A 20,151-nucleotide genomic window follows, 5' to 3' on the forward strand; every position below is an offset into this window, starting at 1 on the left:
ATTATGATTTTTATCTGCGGAAAACCTGGTTATAAAGGGACGGAAAACCGTCCCTTCCTGTAAAAAACCCGTAGATCATCCCTTGTCTGCCCAACGCTGCGGCAGACTGTTAAACATGCCTATTCAAACAAGTTTTTTTCGGTAATACCCGGCCAGTCATCTGTTCTGAAAGGTGAAGCCGGGAACCCGTCTGCATTGTACAGGTTGGCGTCTACCGGTGCATTGCTCCAGCCATACCGCACTGCTAAGGGCTGCCGCACCTGTTCGCTGCACACAATCACTTTACCACCGGCAATAATTGCCCGGGCATAATAAAAATGATGATCGGCGCCTGCTATTTCAAAACCGCGCAGGTAACCGTATTTGTCTTTTGCCTGCAGTCCGGCCTGTGCATATGAGAAACTGACAACAGCCTTATCCCCATCAAAACTTACCGCATTGTACAGCGGGCCGCTGTAAGGAACTGTCCAATGATATACTTTATTGAATGCAGCGGCAGCCAGTCGCCTGCCTACATCCTGCTTGTTGCGCGGGTGGATATTGGCCGAATCACCAATATCGATGGTTACTGCCATGGCAGTGCCCGGGAGCGCCAGGGTTTGCAGTTGCGCTTCGCGCAGTTCTGCCCAGTCACTGCCTGCATTGGCACTTTGATTGGTACCGAATGAAGACAACTGCACAAACAGGAAAGGAAAGCTATCCTTCCACTCCTGCCGCCAGCTATTGATCAGCAAAGGGAAAACACGGCGATACTGGTAAGCGCGCGCCGTATTCGATTCTCCCTGGTACCATATTATCCCGCGCAATCCATAAGGCACCAGCGGATGTATCATGGCATTGTACAGTGCAGTACCTGCGTTGTTATTGAGTTTGGCAAAAAAAGCGGCGCTATCAAAAACAGGCATCATGTGCCACTGGTCATCTGCAAGCGACAGGGTTTGCGAACTCAACGAGATAAACACCTGCGCTTTTTCGCCATGAATACCCATGCCCATCCAGGCGGGATTTACCTGCGCGCCCTGTTGCAGCAGGAGGGTATTTGTACCTGCTTTAAATGTATGCGCAGGCAGCTGTATACGCACCAGTGAATCCTGCCCTGCCGCTACTTTCACCTGGTTGATGTATAATACATACCTGCTGTCGTTTGTGCCAAGACTTAACAATGCAGGTTTATCACAATCTGCTGCGGTTACTTCCAGGTCTCTTCGCATATACCCCTGACCGCGGTAGGCAGGCATGCCTTTCCAATCCCAGCTGCCGGGTACATACATCGCCGGCCATTTGCGGTAGTCGTAACCCGGCTGCAGCAGGCTGCTTAGCGTGGGCGGCTGCACATAACCTGCATCCGTTTTACGCAGTTCCTGTACAATCCCCTTGTGCAGGCGCGCAGCAATACTATCCCAGGTGCCGGGAAGATTGGCTGCATAGCCCCGTAATTCACTGCTTTGCAGCATGGCGTTTTTGCTAATCCAGCCTTCTATCTGCGAGCCACCCCAGTTATCGTTGATTAAGCCAATGGGTACATGCAACTGATTGTACAGCTGCTTCGCGAAAAAATACCCTGCAGCCGTAAAGTCCGCAACAGTGGCAGTGGTTGCAGGCGTCCATTGCAGCGCTCCGATATCATCGAGCGGGGTTAAGGATAAAGTATCCGGTATTTTTACCTGCCTGATAAAATCATTGCCCGCAGCAGCCAATTCGGTACCGGCATTGGTTACATCAGCCAGTTTCCATTCCATATTACTCTGGCCGCCGCACAGCCACACTTCTCCAATCAGCACATCATTCACCTGTAACGTGGTGCCTTTACCTGTAACAGATAAGGTATACGGCCCGCCTGCTGCAAGAGGCGGCAGCTGCACACGCCATTTGCCCAGTCGGTCAGCTTTTGTAACGGCAATGCGGTTATTCAAACGCACTGTAATACGTTCGCCTGCACCTGCCCAGCCCCATACCGGAACAGGCTTCTCCCGCTGCAACACTACATGATCACTAAAAATACCTGCCAGTCTTAACTGTGCAAACCCTGTCTGCGCCAGTAAGCCGCAACACAGTAACACCAATACCCATTGCTTATGTAAATAATGCATAGTTAGCCACCATTCTTTATTGTTTAATAAACCTTGTCATAAATCTTCGCCCGTCTGCCGTAGCTGCTACCAGCATGTACACACCTGCAGGCAGGTACGGCAGTCCCACACGATTCACTTTTTGCAGCAGCGCTGCCTGCATGTGCTGCAGGTGGCCACCGTTATCAACAACAGAAAAATACCCTTTGGCAGCTGTGCTTAACGGTAATGTTACCGTGATGCTGTTGCCTGTTACGGGGTTGGGGTATAACTGCATTGCCGCAGCTTTATTTTGCTGTGCCATCACTGCTGTTTTCGCAGCAAATGAATTGCCGGTGGTAAAACGCACCTGGTCAATATAAAATGCAGGCTGCGCACCGCCCGATCCATCGTGTATCCATATTTCATTAACCGCCGATGGGCTGCCAACATCTGCGAGGTTAACCGTATAGCTGTTCCAGCTGCCACCCGTAATGTTCACTGATTTCCTGCCGGTTTCGGTACCATTGTTTTTAAATACAATCTGCAAACTATTGCCACCGGAAGCACCATAGGCACTGAACACAAAACTGCTGAACCCGTTAAGCGCCTTCGGGGAAGACCTGTTGTAACGCATGGCACCCCATGCAGCCGTTATCTGTATGGATGTGGATTTAGTACCGGCAGCAACAGGGCTGGTGTTGGCAGCGTTGTAATTGGCACTCCAGCTGTCGTTGCTCCAGCCATCCTGCACGGCATCATCGTACAGCACATAGTCTGTGTTGTTTGTTGCAAACCGTATATCATCTACATAAAAAGTGTTTTGTGCAGCACCGTTTGCATCCTGTATCCATATTTCATTTACAGCAGCAGGACTGCCCACCTCACTTAAATTAATGGTATACGCATTCCAGCTGCCGCCGGTGATAAACACAGTTTTTCTGCCAGATTCGGTGCCGTTGTTTTTAAACACCACCTGTATGTTGTTGCCACCACTGCCGCCATATGCCCAGAAGGTAAAGCCACTGTAACCGGAAACATTTTGTGAAGCCGTGTTATTGAAACGGATGGCACCCCATGCACCGGTTACCTGTACGGCAATGGATTTGGTGCCTGCTTCAACAGGATTGGCATTGCTGATATTGTAACCGGCATTCCAGCCATCGTATGTCCAGCCGTTTTGCAGTGCATCATCATACACGGTTGGGCCAGCACTGCCGCCGGTACTGCCGGCATATTCGCGTGCACCTTTATCTGCGGTACCATTGTGCGGGATGGAGTAGATGCAATATTTCAGGCCGCCCTTGCTGGTGATATAATCGTAGTCGGGCGCCAGTGTCCACCAGCTTTTCTTTTGCCCGCTGGTTTGCGATGTAATAATTGCCGGATCGTAATACAGTGCATCTGCCGGTGTATTGGCATCACTGATGCCCGTGTTAATAACCGGTGAGCCGGATTGCAGCGATACATCACCTGCTCCCGCATTTACAAAGGAAGGATCCACATAACCCGACATACCCTGTATATCGTTGTTCTGCACCGTACTGCCTGTTAAACTGTTGCCATCGGTATTAAAGGCCGTGCCGGTGCTTTGTACCACGATATTGTTTTCCAGCACCAGGTCGTTGCGCCCGGCTACATCGTAGGTGCCAATGCCGCAGCGCACATTGCCATAGGTAGTGCCGTAATCAGGATCCTGGCTGTTCTGGTACACGCTGTTGTTCGCAAGCCTTCCGCCTGAACTGTTGGTCATAATAATACCTGCACCGCCATTCAGCAATGCCACGTTGTTCCAGAACTTCACGTGTGAATGATAATAAGAAAGATCAACAATAAACCCATTCCCATCTGTATGATACGAGGATACATCTACCCCGTGAAAAGCAATGCAGCGCTGCACCAGCACATTATCACCCCACACCTTGAACATATTAAAATTACTTGACCATGAGCCCCAGTTGGGATCCCAGCCATTTCTGCAGGCCATGCAATCTTCTACCAGCACATCCGAGCAACCGGCAAACGTAAAGCCTTTCTGCCCGCACTGGTCTACCAGGCAGTGCCGTACGGTTATGTGCGTGATCTGTATGTTTGACTGGCCATAATCATCTGCCTGGTTCACTGATACATTGCCATCCAGTCCTATACCTCCCCGGTTGTAATTGCGCATAATAATACCATCGAATGTTAAGTAAGCCAGTGATTTCGTATTGTCTGCATAACCATAGAACAGGTAATTATCGGGCGCACCTGTTCCATCAAAAATGGGCACTTCGCCATCCACGGCCCTGAATACAATTTCGTTGCCTGCACTGCCTTTCAGCCCTGTTCCCGGGTTAGAGAGATAACAGGTTTGGTTGTAGTAAATACCACCTTTGATATTGCACACATCGCCGGGCTGTGCAATGGCTGCAAAATGATTGAGGGTGAGAAAAGCAGTGCCCACAGTCAGCCCGTCCAAACCATCATTCCCATCGGGTTTTACATAATATTGTGTTCCGGCAAACACCGCCTGCATGCCTGTAACCAGTACAAGCAGCAGTACACATTTTTTCAGGCAGCGGCGCAGTAGTATGCGCTGCTGCATACAGCAACAGGTAAAGTTTTGTTTCATATGGCATATTTATCGTTAAGCAAAGCAATGCAACAGCATAGCGGCAAATGCGCAAGGCTAACTGATTCAGCCAACGCTGCAATCGTAATTATAGTACGCTGTATACAAGGGGTAGCCCCTATTGATGCACCGGTTATTTTTTCAGAAAAAGGAAAAGGAAGAGCAGGCTGATGAGCAGGTCTTTTGATTTAAAATAAAACCGGATAAACTGCAATGCTGCCGTCATCTGGTTTTCTACGGTTTTAACGGAGATATTAAGCCGGCTGGCAATTTCCATATTGGACATGCCTTCATGACGGCTGAGCAGGTATATTTCTTTTCGTTTTTGCGGAAGCCGGTTAATTGCCTGCTTGTATATGGAATGTATTTCCCTTTCTTCCAGCTGCTCGGCATTGGAATTATCGGGCGCGAGGTATTCATTTTCTATGCCTTCGGTAAGGCCGGTATATACTGCTTTATTGCGGCGCAGCTGCTCTATAATGGCATGATAACAGAGCGTGATTAAAAAACCGTTGAGCGATTTGTTTTCGTTGAGCAGTGCGCGTTTCTCCCACAATCTTTTAAACACATCCTGTGTAAGATCTTCTGCCTGGCTTTTATTTTTTACAAACTTGTAGGCATAAGCATATACTTTCCTGGCATGGCAGTCAAACACTTTTTTAAAAGCAAGGTGATCCCCTGATTTCAGCAATATGGTAAGATCCCTTTCACTGTTCATATGGCGACACTTATGGAAAGCAATGTTGCAAATTATCGATTTTACCCATAGCGCAACCAGAATATTGCACACGACGCAGATATTTCTACCCGCATCCGCCGCAACCCGGCAGGCCCGGTGCTTCCATAGTTAGCCAGCCCATCTTCTTTTAGGGCGCAGTAATCTTACGCACACTGCCCAACTGGTCAGTTACCTGTATTTCCCGGTCATTTTCGTTCCATTGTACAAAGCGTGCATGCTGCGAATAAAACGATTGCCCGAGCGCAGGTTCTTCCATGCGCCTGCGGCCGTTTTTCAACAGATGCAATGCCCTGGTTTCGCCCGGCAGCAGCGGCAGCATATGCGCAGTTTGTTTCAGCGCAAATAATTTCAATCCATCATTGTGCTGCGATGCGGCAACACTGTAGGTATTGTTTGCCATGCGCAGTTTCACCAGCGCCTTCCCATCGCCCGGTATGCAAATGCCGCTCTGCAGCATGCTGAGCGCGGTAAAATGCCCGCTGCCATCCCCTTTCAGCAACAGCCCGTTCAGCGCATCGCTTCTGCCGCCTGCCACTTCCATACCGTAATCATTGCCGGTAAGCAGCAGGTCAAGGTTGCCATCCTGGTCAAAATCATCGGTCAGCATTGCGTATACGCTTGAAAGCTGGGCCTGCCAGGGCAAGGGTATACAGGTGAATGTGCCATTGCCGTTGTTGTGAAACAAACAGGTTTTGCTGTTCACTGCGTGTAGCACCAGTGCATCGTGCAATGCAGTATCAGGCAATAGCTGCTGCATGGCGGTACCGGCATATACTGCATGCCTGAAATATTTTTTACGAAGATTGTTCAGCTGCTCCAGCATATCGTCTCTCGTATGCACCGGATACAACACCTTTGTATCACCGGTTGTATGATGTTCATCAGGATACAGGTACACCGCGGGAATTACATCATAAAACCCGTCCTGGTTAAAATCTTTCGCGTACAAAGTGAATGGATATTGTTCACTGGCATGAAAAAAGTTATTGTCACCCATATTGCCGGCTATATAGTCCATGCGGCCATCGTTGTCAAAATCGCCTGCTACCAGGCTGTTCCAGCAACCGGTTTGCTGTGCAACGCCTGTTTGCAGGGTAACATCGGCGAATTTGCCGTGATTGTTTTGCAACAGGGTCAGCGGCATAAACTCACCGGCAAGCAGCAGATCATCCCAGCCATCGCCATTGGTGTCTGTCCACAGTGCATCACAGATCATCCCGATGTTGCGCAATGCAGGTGCTGCCGCTCCGGTGATTTCTGTAAAATGAACATTTCCTTTTTTAGAATCGTTGCGCAGCAGGTGACCTGATACTGCCTGCGGGTAAAAACCAGGCCTGGAGCGCTCTCCCACAAACAAATCCAGGTCACCGTCTTTATCAAAATCAGCCGCTTTCACGCAGGATATGCTGCCATTGATCCCTGGTAATGCATGCTGCTGCAGCGTGAAATTTCCCTTGCCGTCATTCAGGTACAGCCGGTCTGCATAAGCTGGCGAGCCGGGCGGCATTTCCACGCTGCCGGAACTGATGTACAGGTCGGGTATGCCGTCGTTATCTGCATCAAAAAGCAGTATACCTGCATCTTCCTGTATTTTATCTTTTGCAGTGCTGCCCGGGATCAAATCTTTTTCAGTAAACGTGCCATCCGTTTTTTGCAGTAAAACGGTTTCCTTGTGCTGGTAAGGCGCTCCTATCACCAGGTCGTCCAGCCCGTCGCCATTGATATCGCCGGCAGCTAATGCAGGGCCGTATTGCGACAGTTTGTGCGGCAGCAGCCGCTGGCGGTTGAAATCGATATAGTCGTAATCGGTATCCCGGTAGTTGATATGACTGGCAGCCGTAATATCCGAAAAAAGATTGCCTGCTGCAACAGCAGGCTGCTGCTGCAAGACTGCTGTTGTATTGGCACACACGTTTACCTGCAAAGTCTGGTCAATACCTGGTTGCACGATCAGCTTTTTGCGGCCATTGTAAAAAACCACCAGCGAATCAGGCTTTACGCCATCAGGCAAACCAAAGGAGGCAATATTTTCAACTGTTGACAGGTAGCCTTTATAGGGTGAATTTTCATACAGCTGCACCTGCCCTTTTGCATACAGCCATAAGGTTGCGCCAATGGCATTGAGGTTATCTTTATCACCATGGCATCTGATGCGCAGGTAATGCGCGGACTGCTCCGCGTTGTTCATACGGCGGTTTTCAAATACAAAGGCTTCATCATTGATATTGTTTACCACGTAATCCAGGTCGCCATCGTTATCGAGGTCTGCATAAGCTGCGCCGTTTGAAAACGAGGCGGTGTTTATACCCCAGTCTTCTGTAGTATTATCAAAACCCACACGTGTGTTGTTACGGAAAGCATAGTTCCTGAGTTTGATGGCCGGTATCTGGCTCAGCAGCTGTTTTTTGTTCATGATGCCGGCAGCTGCATCGCGGTAGGCGATAAAATCATGATCGGTAAGGTCTTTCGGAAACCCGTTGGTTACTACCAGGTCTTTCCAGCCATCGCAGTCAAAATCTGCTACCAGCGGTGTCCAGCTCCAGTCTGTCGCTTCAATGCCTGCGAAATAAGCCACTTCACTGAACAGCGGATCACCGATACTGTCACCATTGCCGATGCGCGGCCCCTGGTTCAGCTGCAGTGTGTTACGGGTGTACTGGTACTGGTAATGGTACTGATCGAAGTTTTGGTAAATCAGGTAATTATTCGCACCCAGCATCATTTTGCGGCGGTAGTTATCTTCCGGGTTCATGTCAAGTTCTATCACATCGGGCCTGCCATCGTTGTTGATATCGCTTACGCTGTTGCCCATGGCCGCAAAGCTGGTATGTTTGAAATAGGTTTTTGCCTTGTCAGTAAAAGTCTTGTCGCGGTTGTTGATATAGGCCACATCTCCTGAAATGAAATCGTTGCTCACGAATACATCTTTCCAGCCATCGCCGTTTAAATCACAGATATTGATGCCCAGCCCGTATCCTGTTTCCCGGATACCGGCCTGTGCCGATACGTTTTTGTAAAACGGGTGCCCCAATGAATCTGACCCTGTGTTTTCGTACAGCATATCTGCATTGGGGTTGCTGGCTCCGTCGCTGATGATTTGCCTTGAAAAAGTATTCTGGTAAAAAGGCCCGGGCTTATTGTTGAGCAGGTATACATCGAGGTCGCCGTCGTTGTCGTAGTCAAAGAATGCGGCCTGTGTGGTATAACCTGTATCGGCAAGACCGTATGCTGCTGCACACTCCTTGAACACCGGGTGGCGTGCAGCGTTAAGCCCCATATTTACATACAGCAGGTGCGTGCGTTTGGATATGTCGGCCACATTGGTACAGCAAACGTATATATCCTGCCAGCCGTCGTTATTAATGTCTACCACGGCCACACCGCTGCACCACCTGCCTTCACCGGTAACCCGGGCTTCGCTGGTAATATCGCTGAATGTAAGACTTCCATTGTTCAGGTACAGTTTGTTGGAAACCATGTTCCCGGTAAAATACAGGTCTGGCAGGCCATCATTGTTAAAATCACCGATACCCACACCGCCGCCGTTGTAGATGTACTGGTTGTTCAGCACATTAACTGAATCGGTTTCTGTAATGCGGTTGTTAAAGTGCACACCCGATGCCGCAGCATCCACCTGTTTGAAAAGTGTTTTCCTTTTCGAACATGCGGTGCAGACAAACATTGTTATCAGCAGCAATAAGCAGTAGTGCCTTATCATTATTTATTCCCGTTTTTTAATGCTGCAGCAAAAGCATCATAAGCTGGTTTTCTTTTATAGGCCGAATCAAACAGCAGCGGCCAGTCATGCCGCAGCAAGGGCGCCTGGTTCCACCAGCTGTCGCCATCGCCTACATTCCACATGGTGATGCCATATTGTTGTTCTTTGGGCACTAATTGCAGGTACTGCTGTACTACGAAAGCATATTTATCAGCCTGCTTTTTTTGCAGGTCAGCTGTGTAGGTTGCTGTTTTATCCCAGGTAAGATTTACACAAATATCCAGTTCTGAGATATGTATTTTTAAGCCGGTGGCAGCACATGCTTTTAATGCTGCTGCAATGCTGTCGTTGCTGGTGCTGATGTCGATATGCATTTGTAAGCCCAGCCCCCCGATAGGAATATTTCTTGCTTTAAAATCGGCCACCATATCCAGTATGGCTTTGAGTTTATTGGTGAATTTTTCCTGGTTGTAGTCATTGTAAAAAAGTATGGCCGCAGGGTCAGCAGCATGCGCATATTGAAACGCATGCGCCACATAGTCCTTACCGATATGGCGATACCAGATACAACCATCGTCATTATTCGCTTCTGTTTGCAGGTTACGGTAGTCTCCTGAATTATTATCCTGGAATGCTTCATTCACCACATCCCATGAAGCAGCCTGGCCTTTAAAATGCGATACCACTGTGGTAATATGTGTTTTCAGCAAACTGTCCCACGCAGCTGCATCTCCCTGGAACTTGTTAACCCAATCCGGGTTACCGGTATACCAGCACAGGTTGTGCCCATGCAGCCGTTTCTGGTAGGATTGCGCAAAGGCCGCAATTTTATCTGCATCGGCAAATTCAAAATCATCCTGTTTCGGCTGCAGGCTTCCCCATTTCATTACATTCTCGGCAGTGATGCTGCTCATCTCCTGCGCAACTATTTTTTTATACCCGAATGTACCGGTTAAATCGCCGGGGTTTACAGAGGCGCCGATGGGTATGGCTGCAATGCTTTGCAGTGTTTCACCACCTGCTGCGGGTTTCAGCAGGTCGTTCTGCACTGCGTCTTTTTTACAGGCAAGTGCAGTAAAAAGTATATAAATGAAGACTTGTTTCATATGGCAATTGTATGAAAAGTGAAGCATACCGTTGACTGAAGCCGGTTCCAGCCTCAGTCAACGGAGGTTTTAGTAGCCGCTGTTCTGTTTAACATTCGGATTGCTGTTGATTTCACCGGATGGTATCGGCAGCAATACATACTGTTTCTGGAAATTGACTTTCTGTGTGCTGCTGGTGCTGAAATCGAAGCTGGTAAGATCAACACCCATACTACCATTCAGGTACCAGCGGCGTATATCAAACCAGCGTATCAGTTCTTCACCTGCAAATTCAACAAAACGCTCATGCATCAGCCAGCTTAATGCCATGCTGCGGTCTGTTTGCTGTATATCCCTGTCTGCCGGGGCTACTGCACCGGGTTGCTGGTTTCTTGCACGCTGGCGCACCTGGTTTATTAACGCAACAGCATCTGCTATGGCACCTCCCGATTGCAGGATGGCTTCAGCTTTCAGCAGCAACACATCTGCATAACGCAGTATGCGCGGGTTGTTGTAAGATCCCGCACCGCTGTTGGTTACCTGGTCAAGTCCGTTACCCACATATTTCTGGATATAACGTGTAGCTGTATCCATGGTCAGCGTTAAACGCGGGTCGCCTGTTTCAAATTCTTTCTTCAGCTTATTGGTGGCAATGTAAACAGGTGCGCCGTATAACGACCAATGGTTATTGTAAAAGCCCCAGTAAGCGGAGAACGTTTTATCAGGCCCATTGAAATCGTTGGTGAGCCACACATTGTCTGTAGCAGAAACACCTGCCTGGTATTCGAACAACGATTCACTGTTGTTTTCTGCAGCATAACTGAAATTGTCAGTGAATTTATTGACCAGTGACACACCCTGTATTTTATTAAAGGCCGCAATGGCGTCTGCATAGTCCTGCTGATTTTTGGCAACCGTGGCCCTGAATACAAGGGCTTTGCCAAGATAGCCGTTTGCCGAATTGCTTGTAGCGCGGCCAAGATCAGTTGCAGACCAGGATTGCGGCAGCAGCGCTGCTGCCTGCTTCAGATCGGAGATGGCCGTATCCAGCAGCGCAGTGCCTGCTGAAGATGGGCTGTTTACGTGATCCAGGTCAAGGATGCGCTGCGTAATAACAGGCGAAGTGCCAAAGAGATTCCAGAGATTAAAGAAAGTCATCCCTCTTAAAAACAGCACTTCGCCCTTGTTATAGTCTTTCAAATGCGGGGTAATATAAACGCCCTTTTCCGTGTTTAATTTCTCCAGTATGGTGTTGGCCCTGTTAATGAGCTGGTAGCTATAGGTATAATAATTGGTCAGCACACCATCTGTGGGTGTAAAGGTGAACGATTCGTAGGCGCTGAAATTGCCGTCTGTGGTAATATCATCACCCATCAGCAAACGTACGGGCGACAGGTAGTTGTTGATATTGTAGGCGTAAAAATCAGAAAGCTTGGCGTATACACCGTTCACGCCTTTTACAAAATCCTGTTCAGAAGCAAAATAGTTGTCTTCTGTTGGCGTATAGGGAGAAAGATCCAGCTTCTTTTTATTGCACGACAACACCAGTACAGTGGTGGCTGATAACAAAAGAAAAAGGTATAATGCGATTTTATTTTTCATACAAGCATATTTGTTTTACAGGTCACTCGCCGGTTCATATTAAAAAGAAGCATTCAGGCCGAAAGTAAATGTGCGCACGGGTGGCGTAAATACGGCACCTTGCAGAATGGCATCTTCAGGATCGAGACCTGTGTATTTGGTAATGGTAAAAATATTGGTACCGCTTACATACAACCGGATGGTATTAAAAAACGGTGTGGCAGACTTCAGTATTTTGCCCTGCAGCGTATAACCCAGCTGCACATTTTTTAAACGCAAAAAGGCGCCATTCTCCACATAAAAATTGGAATAACGCGCATTGGAACCGCCTTCATCACCACGTGTAGCCCTGGTAATACCGGTGTTGGTGTGATCAGGTGTCCAGCGGTCAAGTACGGTAGTAATGGAATTAGAGCCATTGCCGGTCAGGTTCAGCAGGTACTGTTTTTCGTAATTATACAACTGCACATCACCCTGCCCCTGGAAAAACACAGATACATCAAACCCCTTGTAATCGGCATTAAAACCAAAACCGTAATAATACCCAGGGTTGGGTTTGCCCAGGTACACCAGGTCGCTGTCTGCGCTAATTTTACCATCGTGGTTAATATCGTTGAAAAAGTAGTCACCCGGCTGGTAATTTTGTGAAGTAAAGCCGTCATCACTCAGCACATTGGTTTTATAGTTGGCTACATCTTTTTTGCTTTGTAACATGCCACCTACCTGGTAACCGAGAAAGTAATTTACCGGCTTGCCCACCGAAATATTGCTTCCGCCCAAACCCTTGCGTACCGGCAGGTCGCTGTAAGTTTTGGTCACCGTGTTTTTGTTGGTAGTGATATTGCCGAATACGTTGTAATGCACTTTATTGATATAACTGTTGTAGGCAGCTTCAATTTCGATACCCGCATTTCTTACATTACACACATTCGTCAGTGCCGGGTTAAGATTACCCACGCTCAATGGCAGCGGTGTGGTTTGCAGGATACCTTTGGTGAGTTTGTTGTAATAGTCAAACGATAATGTAAGCTTATTGAACAGCAGCATATTTACGCCGATGTCTTTTGTTTCATCTTTTTCCCAGGTAAGCCTGCGGTTAGGAAAATCGTTCAGCGATACGGAATTGACTACAGAGCCATTACCATTGCCATTGCCTGAACCAAAAGAGTAAAAAGGATAAGGCGAGATAGTTGACAGGAAAGCATAGTCATTGCTGATCTCCTGGTTACCTACTGTACCCCAGCTGCCCCGGATGCTCAGGTCATTGATAAAACTGCTATTTTCCATGAATGATTCACGGGATATTTTCCACATGGCCGATACGCCCGGGAAAGTACCCCACCTGTTCTCCGGCGCAAAACGGGATGAACCGTCACGGCGCAGGGTTCCGTCAATGTAATATTTGCCGTTGTAGTTATAACTGATCCTGCCGAGATAACCGATGATGGCATTGTCTTTCTGGTAGGTTTCAACAGACAATGCACGCGGATCGATGTTCTGCAGGATGAACCGTGTTTTGGGGTCGTCTGAATTGGCTTGTTTGCTGCTGGTATAGTTATACGAGAAGCTGGTTTTCTGGTAAGACGCATCAAACAGCAGGTCGATGTTGTGTTTGCCAAACGTTTTGTTGTAAGTGGCCGACAGGTCCTGCACAATATTGAAATTGGTGGAATTCACGATACCAATCTGCCCGCGGGTATTGGGCCCGCCGAGGTAAGGGTTTTGCGGCGCCTGTGAAAACAGGTAGCTGTCGAACCCTGTCCAGTTTTTGCGTACGTTGTTATACCAGTCAATACCCAGTGAGGCTTTTATTTTCAGGTTGGTAATGGGTTCTACCTGGAAATAGGCATTGCCGAAATTACGCACCATTGAATAGTTAGAGGCATTGATCTGCTGCTCGGCAAATGTGTTGCTGTGTGTTTGTGTACCATACAACAATTGCTGGCGGTCGAACATATAGGGAGCGCTTAAACTGGCTCCTGTAGATGAATAGTCCGGGTTGGGTACAAACGTTGCATCCACCGTGGGAGCATAGCCATATTTATTGGACGCGTCGTAGATAGGCTGCCAGGGCGATGCAGACGCCGAATAAAACAGGTCGTTGTAATAACTGTCGTTTGTTTTCTGGTACACACCACGGTAGTTAACACCGGTGGCAATGTACTTGCCCAGTTTTTTATTGAGGTTGCCTGCAAAGCTGTAGCGCTCCAGGTCGTTGAGATGATATGCACCTTCTGTTTTATTGTATCCGCCGGAAAGGTAATAATCCGTTCCGTCAAAAGCGCCTGATACACGCAGGTTATAATCCTGTGTAAGTGCATTCTTGTTCAGCAGAGGTGTTTGCCAGTCGTACGTTGGCTTGTTGCCCACGTAAGATGCATGTGTTGCATCAAACAGGGTATCTGTATCCAGCTTAATGCCGCTGTTGGCAATGGCTTCCTGTGCCAGTGCCGTGTATTGCTGTGTATTCAGCAGTTTGTATTTTTTGATGGCATTTGAAATACCTGTAACAGTGGATATTTCAATTTTCGCCTTACCGCTTTTGCCCTTTTTGGTGGTGATGAGGATAACCCCATTACCTGCCCTTGCACCGTACACGGCAGCGGCGGCAGCATCTTTCAGCACGGAGATGGATTCAATATCGCCGGGGTTAAACATAGACAGTACGTTTACGCGGCCACGCACGTCAGATTCGCGGCTGCCATACTGTGCATCCGAGCCGCTGTAGCCTTCGCTCAGGGGCACGCCGTCTACCACGTACAACGGATCTGCAATACCCGAACCAAAGGTGCTCACACCCCTGATGCGTACCACGGGCCTGTTGTACGGACTACCACCCGGTGAAGACACCTGAACACCCGTCATTCTGCCCTGCATGGCCTGTTCAAAGCTGGGGGCAACGCTTTTACTGATTTCTTTAGCTCCTACGGTAGATACTGCAGAAGTTACATCACCTTTCTTTTTTTCGCCAAAACCAATCACCACGATATCGGTAAGTTGTTTTGACACCGCCTGCAGTTTAACAGACAGCTCTTCCCTGCCGTTTACCGGTACCTCTTCTTCCTTGTACCCGGTATATTTAAAAACCAGCACGGTATTGTTTTTATCGTTGACTGTTATTTCAAACCGGCCCTTCACATCGGTTACCACCCCGGTGCTGGTGCCCATAATCATTACGCTCACACCTGATATGGGCTGATCCTTGTCATCCACCACCGTTCCGATGATTTTCGTTCGCACGGGCGTAAACACAAACCCGCTTTCGGGCAGGTTGGCAGGTTGTGGTGCTGCCGACGAATCGTTGTCGCTTTTATACAGCACAATTTTGTTATTCAACACCTTGTAGCCGATCTGCAGTGGCTGCAGTATTTTATAAAGTACATCCGCCAGCCGCTCTTTGCTGAGCTGTACGGTTACCTTTCTCCGGGCGTTAATGGTATTGGAGCTGTAGTAAAACTGCACATCTGTTTGTGCCTGTATGGAAGCAATCACCTTATCAAGCGACGTTTCTGTAAAGGAGACAGATATTTTTTTCTGCAATACTTCCTGCGCCGAAGTATGTGCAAAAGCAGTAAAGGTAAACAGCAAGGCAATCATTATTTGCTGGAACGTTATTCTCATTGCAAGCAGTATTGAAGCAATAAATTGCTTAATTTTCATAAATTCACATGGTTTTATTCGTTTAATAATCGCAAAGCGGGTAAAATCTTGTCGCAAGACAGCAATGGCCGGGATGTTGCAGCATTCCGGCTAATTTTTTTTACGACATAACATATTAGTTCATAAGCAGTGCATTTACATGATCAATGGCGGTGTAACTCATTAGTAGCAACCTTTTCCCCTGATAAGAATTTTTGTTCCCTTTATTTCAAAGCTGGCGCCAAGGGATTTGCAGATAATATCCAGCACCTCGTACAGGTTTTCTTCTTTCAGGTCGCCGGTAAACAGGCAATTGTTGAAATTGTCGTTTTCCAGCATTATTTCAATACCGTATATATGCTGAAGGCGTGCTGCAACATCTGGCAGTAACGCATCTGAGAAGGTGAGTGATAATTGTGACTGTACAACCGCAGTGTCTTTCTGTACCGGCATGGGTTTGTCGGCTACCGCGGTTTCAAATTTCCTGCTGCCGGTATAGTACGTTACTTTCTGGTTAGGTGTAAGCAGCACGCCATTGTTTTGCCTGCCGGCATCTTTACCTCTTTTTTCATACACTTCCACCTTGCCGGTTTGCACGTTTACTTCCACTGCATCGTCGCCGGCATTGGCTTTAATAAAAAAGCTGGTACCCAGTACATGGGTCACCAGGTTTTTATAGTAAACATAAAACGGGCGGTTGGCATCTTTGGCAATATTGAAAAAAGCTTCGCCGGTAAGGTAGGCTTCTCTTTTATCGGCCTTAAAACTGGCGGGAATATACAAACTGGCAGCCGGTTTCAGCGTTACAGCCGAACCATCTGCCAGCGTATACTGCTTGTCTGCAGCTGTTTCATTCTTCAGTTGTGTGTACCCGTTATTTTCAATGGAAGCTATATCTATATTGTTTTGCCGGTAACTGTTATAGATAAAATAGCTGCCCACCAGCAATACCAGCGAGGCAGCAGCCCATATTACCCGCCTGCGCAGCACAAACAACGGGGAATGCACGGTTTGCACGGGTATGCCGGGTTGCAGTTCTTCTGCCAGGCTTTCCTGCAGGTTCATCCAAACCTTGTCCAGCTCCGGCTCTTCCATGTCTTCATCGTCGCTGAAAAAATACCAGTGTTCCTCCATCCACAATTTCACTGCAGTGTTGTTGGAGGGTTCAAGCATCCATTCAATGATTTCCTGTCTTTCCGCTTTTGTGCATTGATTATCAAAAAAGCGTGTCAATAGTGCATTGTCCATTGTTGTCCGGTGTATATTATACAAATACGCCGGTTTGCAATTTTACCCCTATTGTTCAACAGGATATTTTTTTAGATAATGCTTCCGCTTACCTGGCATTAAAACAATGATTCATATAAAACCGGCCAGTATTATACCTGCACAACCAGTCTGCCGCCATCGGGCACCTGCACATCCCACAGGTTTTCAATATCAGCCAGGGCTACATTGGTGGTTTTAATCTGCAGTTTTCCTGCAGCTGCCAACCCGAACATTTCGGGAAGAATGTTTGAAAAGAACTGGCCAACCTGGCTTTTAGTCCAGCTGCCAAGCCCTGAACCGGAGAGTTGCAGATCAACACTGCGCAGGTTGGCAGCAGAAAGCTGCAGCAGGTCGCCGCCCATAGCCCCCACCGACACAAACCGGGTGCGCTGCGTAAATGCACCATTTCCCTGCAGCACCCCCAATATCAGTTCTGCCGTATGGCCCCATAAATAATCGATGATTATATGAACCGGTGTAACACGGTGCAGCTGCCGCAATTGTGCACTAACAGCTTCATCGCTTTGCTGCAGGCTGATGATTTCATCTGCGCCCAGGTTCAGTAATTCCTGTAAAGACTGCTCATTTCTGCCTGTGGCGATGATTTTACCGGCGCCATACTGCCGGGCCACCTGCACGGCTACCCTGCCTGTAAAACCGGTGGCACCATTTACCAGTACTGTATCACCAGGCTCAATGCCTGCCCTGAAACGCAGTGCCATGGCAGATCCTATCACCGCATTGGGCAATGCAGCCGCCATACTATCATCCAGTGCGGCAGGTACCGGCACTATCCTGTCACGTTCCACGATGGCCTTTTCTGCCATCATCCCGCCGTTGCCAAGGGCGTATACACGCGTGCCATCTGCCAGCAGGCAAACGCCATCGCCGCCGATAATCCTGGCATGCTGTACATCAGCTGAAGAAGAATAATGGGTGCCTTTGACCCTGCTTTTATCAAAATGTTTGAGTGCGACTGCTTTTACCGGCACCAGCACCTCACCTGCATGCTGCGGCACCGGCTCGGCAACATCTGCATATTGCGGTGCTGTTGCCCCGCTGTATAATACGGCTGCTTTCATGTTTGTTTCTTTTCACCAAAGGTAGAACCTGCATGCAGGGACGCACGATAACATTTGTTATCAAATGCGGCCGGATTTCTTTTTCTGTGCCAGCTTGTTTTTAATACGGCTTAGGTGTACGGAAGTAATGCCAAGGTAAGAAGCAATGTAATGCTGTGCCACACGCTGCACAATATGCGGCCGATCGTTGAGCAGGTTGCTGTAACGCTGCTCCGGTGTGTCCCGGATACGGGACAGGAATTCATTCATATAATGCTGCTGCCGTTCAAACGAAAAATCGATCAGCGCCTGCAGGAAATAAGGGTGGCCTTCCGGGTTATTGATCAACTCGTTGAAGACCTTCTTGGGCAACACCTGTACGGTAGTGGGTTCAACGGTTTCAATGGTGAATATACTGGGTATGTTCTTCCTGAAACTTTCGATAGACGCCACCCCTTCGTTTTCAAAGAAGAACTGCACGGTGGTATCTTTCCCGTTATTATTGAACCATACACGAAGGCAGCCCTGTTCAACAAAATAGTAATGCTGCGCCACCTTACCCTCGTGCAACAGGATAGTTTTGGCAGGATACTCCAGCCGCTGCTGTTGCGCCGCATACTTTTCCAGCAACGGGGCAAGATGCGGAAAGCGTTTTGTTAATGTAACAATCAAAGTGATGGTATTAATTGCTTACAACCCATTGGCGGCATTAAACTGCTCCACGGCTTCGCTTAACACTGCATTTTTTAACAACAACAGGTACACTATATTTTATGCGCATTCCGGAATAGTTATGATATGAACGGCCAATTTGAAGGGCAAAGATAAATAATGCCATTTACCCTGCGCAACCTGTATTTCGCCGGGAGCCTTGCTCCCTAACCCTTTTTTCCGGGAAACGCTTGCGTAACTTAATAGTTACTCATATATTTGAATCACCTAAAAGCCACACAATGACTAAAAGTATTGAGCAGAAGCTGTTCTTCAACCACAAGCCGGAGGCGGTGTGGGAGTATTTGACCAATGCCGAACTGATGGCGCAGTGGCTGATGCCGAATGACTTTCAGCCTGTATTGTGGCATGATTTCCAGTTTACCACCAAGGCGTATCCTGATCTTGATTTTGACGGACATGTTTATTGCAAGGTGCTGGAAATAGTACCTTACAAAAAGCTGGTCTATTCATGGAAATCAGGGCCGGGTGAAGGCAGGATATCGGTTGATTCGATTGTTACCTGGACCCTGGTTGAGAAAGACAACGGAACAGAACTGCAACTGGTACACAGCGGCTTTAAGGAAATTGCCAACCTGAAATTGTACGCAGCCATGACAGACGGCTGGATGAAAAACATACAAAAGATCGCTGTACTTTTAAACGATGCAACACATGGCGCCGCAAACGTTTGACGCTTTCCAGGCCATTTCAGATCCCAGCAGAAGGCAAATATTAAAGCTCTTATCCAAAGAGCGGCTTACCATTAATGCACTTGCTGAAAACTTTGATATGAGCCGCCCGGCGGTTTCGAAACACATAAAAATACTTGAATACGCCGGCTTTATTTCCATTGAAGACATTGGGCGGGAACGCTATTGCACACTGAAGCAGGACGGGTTTAACAACCTGCAGGAATGGATTGATTTCTTTGACGGCTTCTGGAAATCGAAGATGAATAAGCTGGAGATGTTGCTAAATAGTAAGAGTGGTGGGAAGAAGTAGCGTATCATTTCCGATACCTCACATTTGCATTCCCCTTCGTGAATTACCAATAATAGCAACTTCAGTATAATGCTTACTTGATAGCTCAAGCCATAGCCACTTTTTTCATCATTTATATTGTTATTTCCAAACATAAATGGAATTTGACAAAGGCCTTTTATTGTTTGACCAATCTTTCGAAAGCTCTTCCATTGGTTTCAATCTATTTGTTTGCCACCAATTCATATAAATTTTCTTGATCGCTACCATATCCTCAATAGTCAATGAATCCATAATAGGTTTTTCCCTAAGCACTCTCAGAATAACACAATAATTAAACAACCTATCTTTTTCAGTGTTTGCAAGAATATGTTCAATAATATAAGCTGCTCTTATACCAACATAATTATTAATGATAAAAGGATATATTCTCGAAGACAACGGATCTTGGTAACCTAAAAGGCCAGTTTGCTTTTTATCAATCACCTCGATAAGATATGGGATGATGCTTTTCCCCAGACGGGAAAAAGCATCATAAAAATCGGCAGTTGTATCAATTCTTTCTTTTTGAACGACAGAATAAGCCAGTTTTTGCAGGCTATCGGATTGTGCATAGCAACCAACACTGCTTATCAGCATCAGTGCTAAGAGCAGGGCAGTTAGACTTATGTAATATTTACTATTTTTTTTCATTTTTTTTGG

Annotated in this window: 13 protein-coding genes; 2 read left to right on the forward strand and 11 right to left on the reverse strand. The window is 47.5% G+C overall.

Features of this window, described 5'->3' with window-relative positions; translation table 11 throughout:
- Nucleotides 1-119 precede the first annotated feature (119 nt).
- The 10 genes from DXN05_RS19455 to DXN05_RS19500 form a co-directional block, all read right to left on the reverse strand.
- The gene (locus tag DXN05_RS19455) at nt 120-2,090 is read right to left on the reverse strand and encodes a sialate O-acetylesterase (protein WP_116848964.1); all 1,971 of its coding nucleotides are present in this window, start codon (nt 2,088-2,090) and stop codon (nt 120-122) included.
- A gap of 16 nt (nt 2,091-2,106) precedes the next feature.
- Entirely contained in the window at nt 2,107-4,662 is a 2,556-nt protein-coding gene (locus tag DXN05_RS19460) for a T9SS type A sorting domain-containing protein (RefSeq protein ID WP_116848965.1), read from the reverse strand.
- A gap of 133 nt (nt 4,663-4,795) precedes the next feature.
- The gene (locus tag DXN05_RS19465) at nt 4,796-5,380 is read right to left on the reverse strand and encodes an RNA polymerase sigma-70 factor (RefSeq protein WP_116848966.1); all 585 of its coding nucleotides are present in this window, start codon (nt 5,378-5,380) and stop codon (nt 4,796-4,798) included.
- 148 nt (nt 5,381-5,528) lie between these two features.
- On the reverse strand, nt 5,529-9,035 hold the full coding sequence (locus DXN05_RS19470) for a VCBS repeat-containing protein (RefSeq protein WP_245975250.1): 3,507 nt from the start codon (nt 9,033-9,035) through the stop codon (nt 5,529-5,531).
- A gap of 83 nt (nt 9,036-9,118) precedes the next feature.
- Nucleotides 9,119-10,225 carry an endo-1,4-beta-xylanase gene (locus tag DXN05_RS19475; protein WP_158559349.1) on the reverse strand — a complete coding sequence of 369 codons (1,107 nt, stop codon included), beginning with the start codon at nt 10,223-10,225 and terminating at the stop codon, nt 9,119-9,121.
- 69 nt (nt 10,226-10,294) lie between these two features.
- A complete protein-coding gene (locus DXN05_RS19480) occupies nt 10,295-11,806 on the reverse strand; it encodes a RagB/SusD family nutrient uptake outer membrane protein (RefSeq protein ID WP_116848969.1) in 1,512 nt (503 codons plus the stop codon).
- 39 nt (nt 11,807-11,845) lie between these two features.
- The gene (locus tag DXN05_RS19485; RefSeq protein ID WP_158559351.1) at nt 11,846-15,406 is read right to left on the reverse strand and encodes a TonB-dependent receptor; all 3,561 of its coding nucleotides are present in this window, start codon (nt 15,404-15,406) and stop codon (nt 11,846-11,848) included.
- A gap of 201 nt (nt 15,407-15,607) precedes the next feature.
- Complete coding sequence (locus tag DXN05_RS19490; protein ID WP_116848971.1) at nt 15,608-16,672, reverse strand: FecR family protein; 1,065 nt, start codon at nt 16,670-16,672, stop codon at nt 15,608-15,610.
- Nucleotides 16,673-16,803: 131 nt separating this feature from the next.
- Entirely contained in the window at nt 16,804-17,775 is a 972-nt protein-coding gene (locus DXN05_RS19495; RefSeq protein WP_116848972.1) for a quinone oxidoreductase family protein, read from the reverse strand.
- A gap of 60 nt (nt 17,776-17,835) precedes the next feature.
- Nucleotides 17,836-18,426 (reverse strand): Crp/Fnr family transcriptional regulator, encoded by a 591-nt coding sequence (locus DXN05_RS19500; protein WP_116848973.1) that lies wholly within the window; start codon nt 18,424-18,426, stop codon nt 17,836-17,838.
- Between the two features lie 281 nt (nt 18,427-18,707).
- On the opposite strand from DXN05_RS19500, the gene DXN05_RS19505 reads away from it, so the two are divergent.
- Both DXN05_RS19505 and DXN05_RS19510 read left to right on the forward strand, forming a co-directional pair.
- A complete protein-coding gene (locus DXN05_RS19505) occupies nt 18,708-19,160 on the forward strand; it encodes an SRPBCC family protein (protein ID WP_116848974.1) in 453 nt (150 codons plus the stop codon).
- Nucleotides 19,141-19,470 (forward strand): ArsR/SmtB family transcription factor, encoded by a 330-nt coding sequence (locus tag DXN05_RS19510; protein ID WP_116848975.1) that lies wholly within the window; start codon nt 19,141-19,143, stop codon nt 19,468-19,470. Before DXN05_RS19505 ends, DXN05_RS19510 begins: the two co-directional genes overlap by 20 nt.
- A 120-nt stretch (nt 19,471-19,590) precedes the next feature.
- On the opposite strand, the gene DXN05_RS19515 is transcribed toward DXN05_RS19510, so the two are convergent.
- Nucleotides 19,591-20,142 carry a hypothetical protein gene (locus tag DXN05_RS19515; protein ID WP_116848976.1) on the reverse strand — a complete coding sequence of 184 codons (552 nt, stop codon included), beginning with the start codon at nt 20,140-20,142 and terminating at the stop codon, nt 19,591-19,593.
- Nucleotides 20,143-20,151 lie beyond the last annotated feature (9 nt).

Source organism: Deminuibacter soli, from assembly GCF_003412455.1.
Taxonomy (GTDB): Bacteria; Bacteroidota; Bacteroidia; order Chitinophagales; family Chitinophagaceae; genus Deminuibacter; species Deminuibacter soli.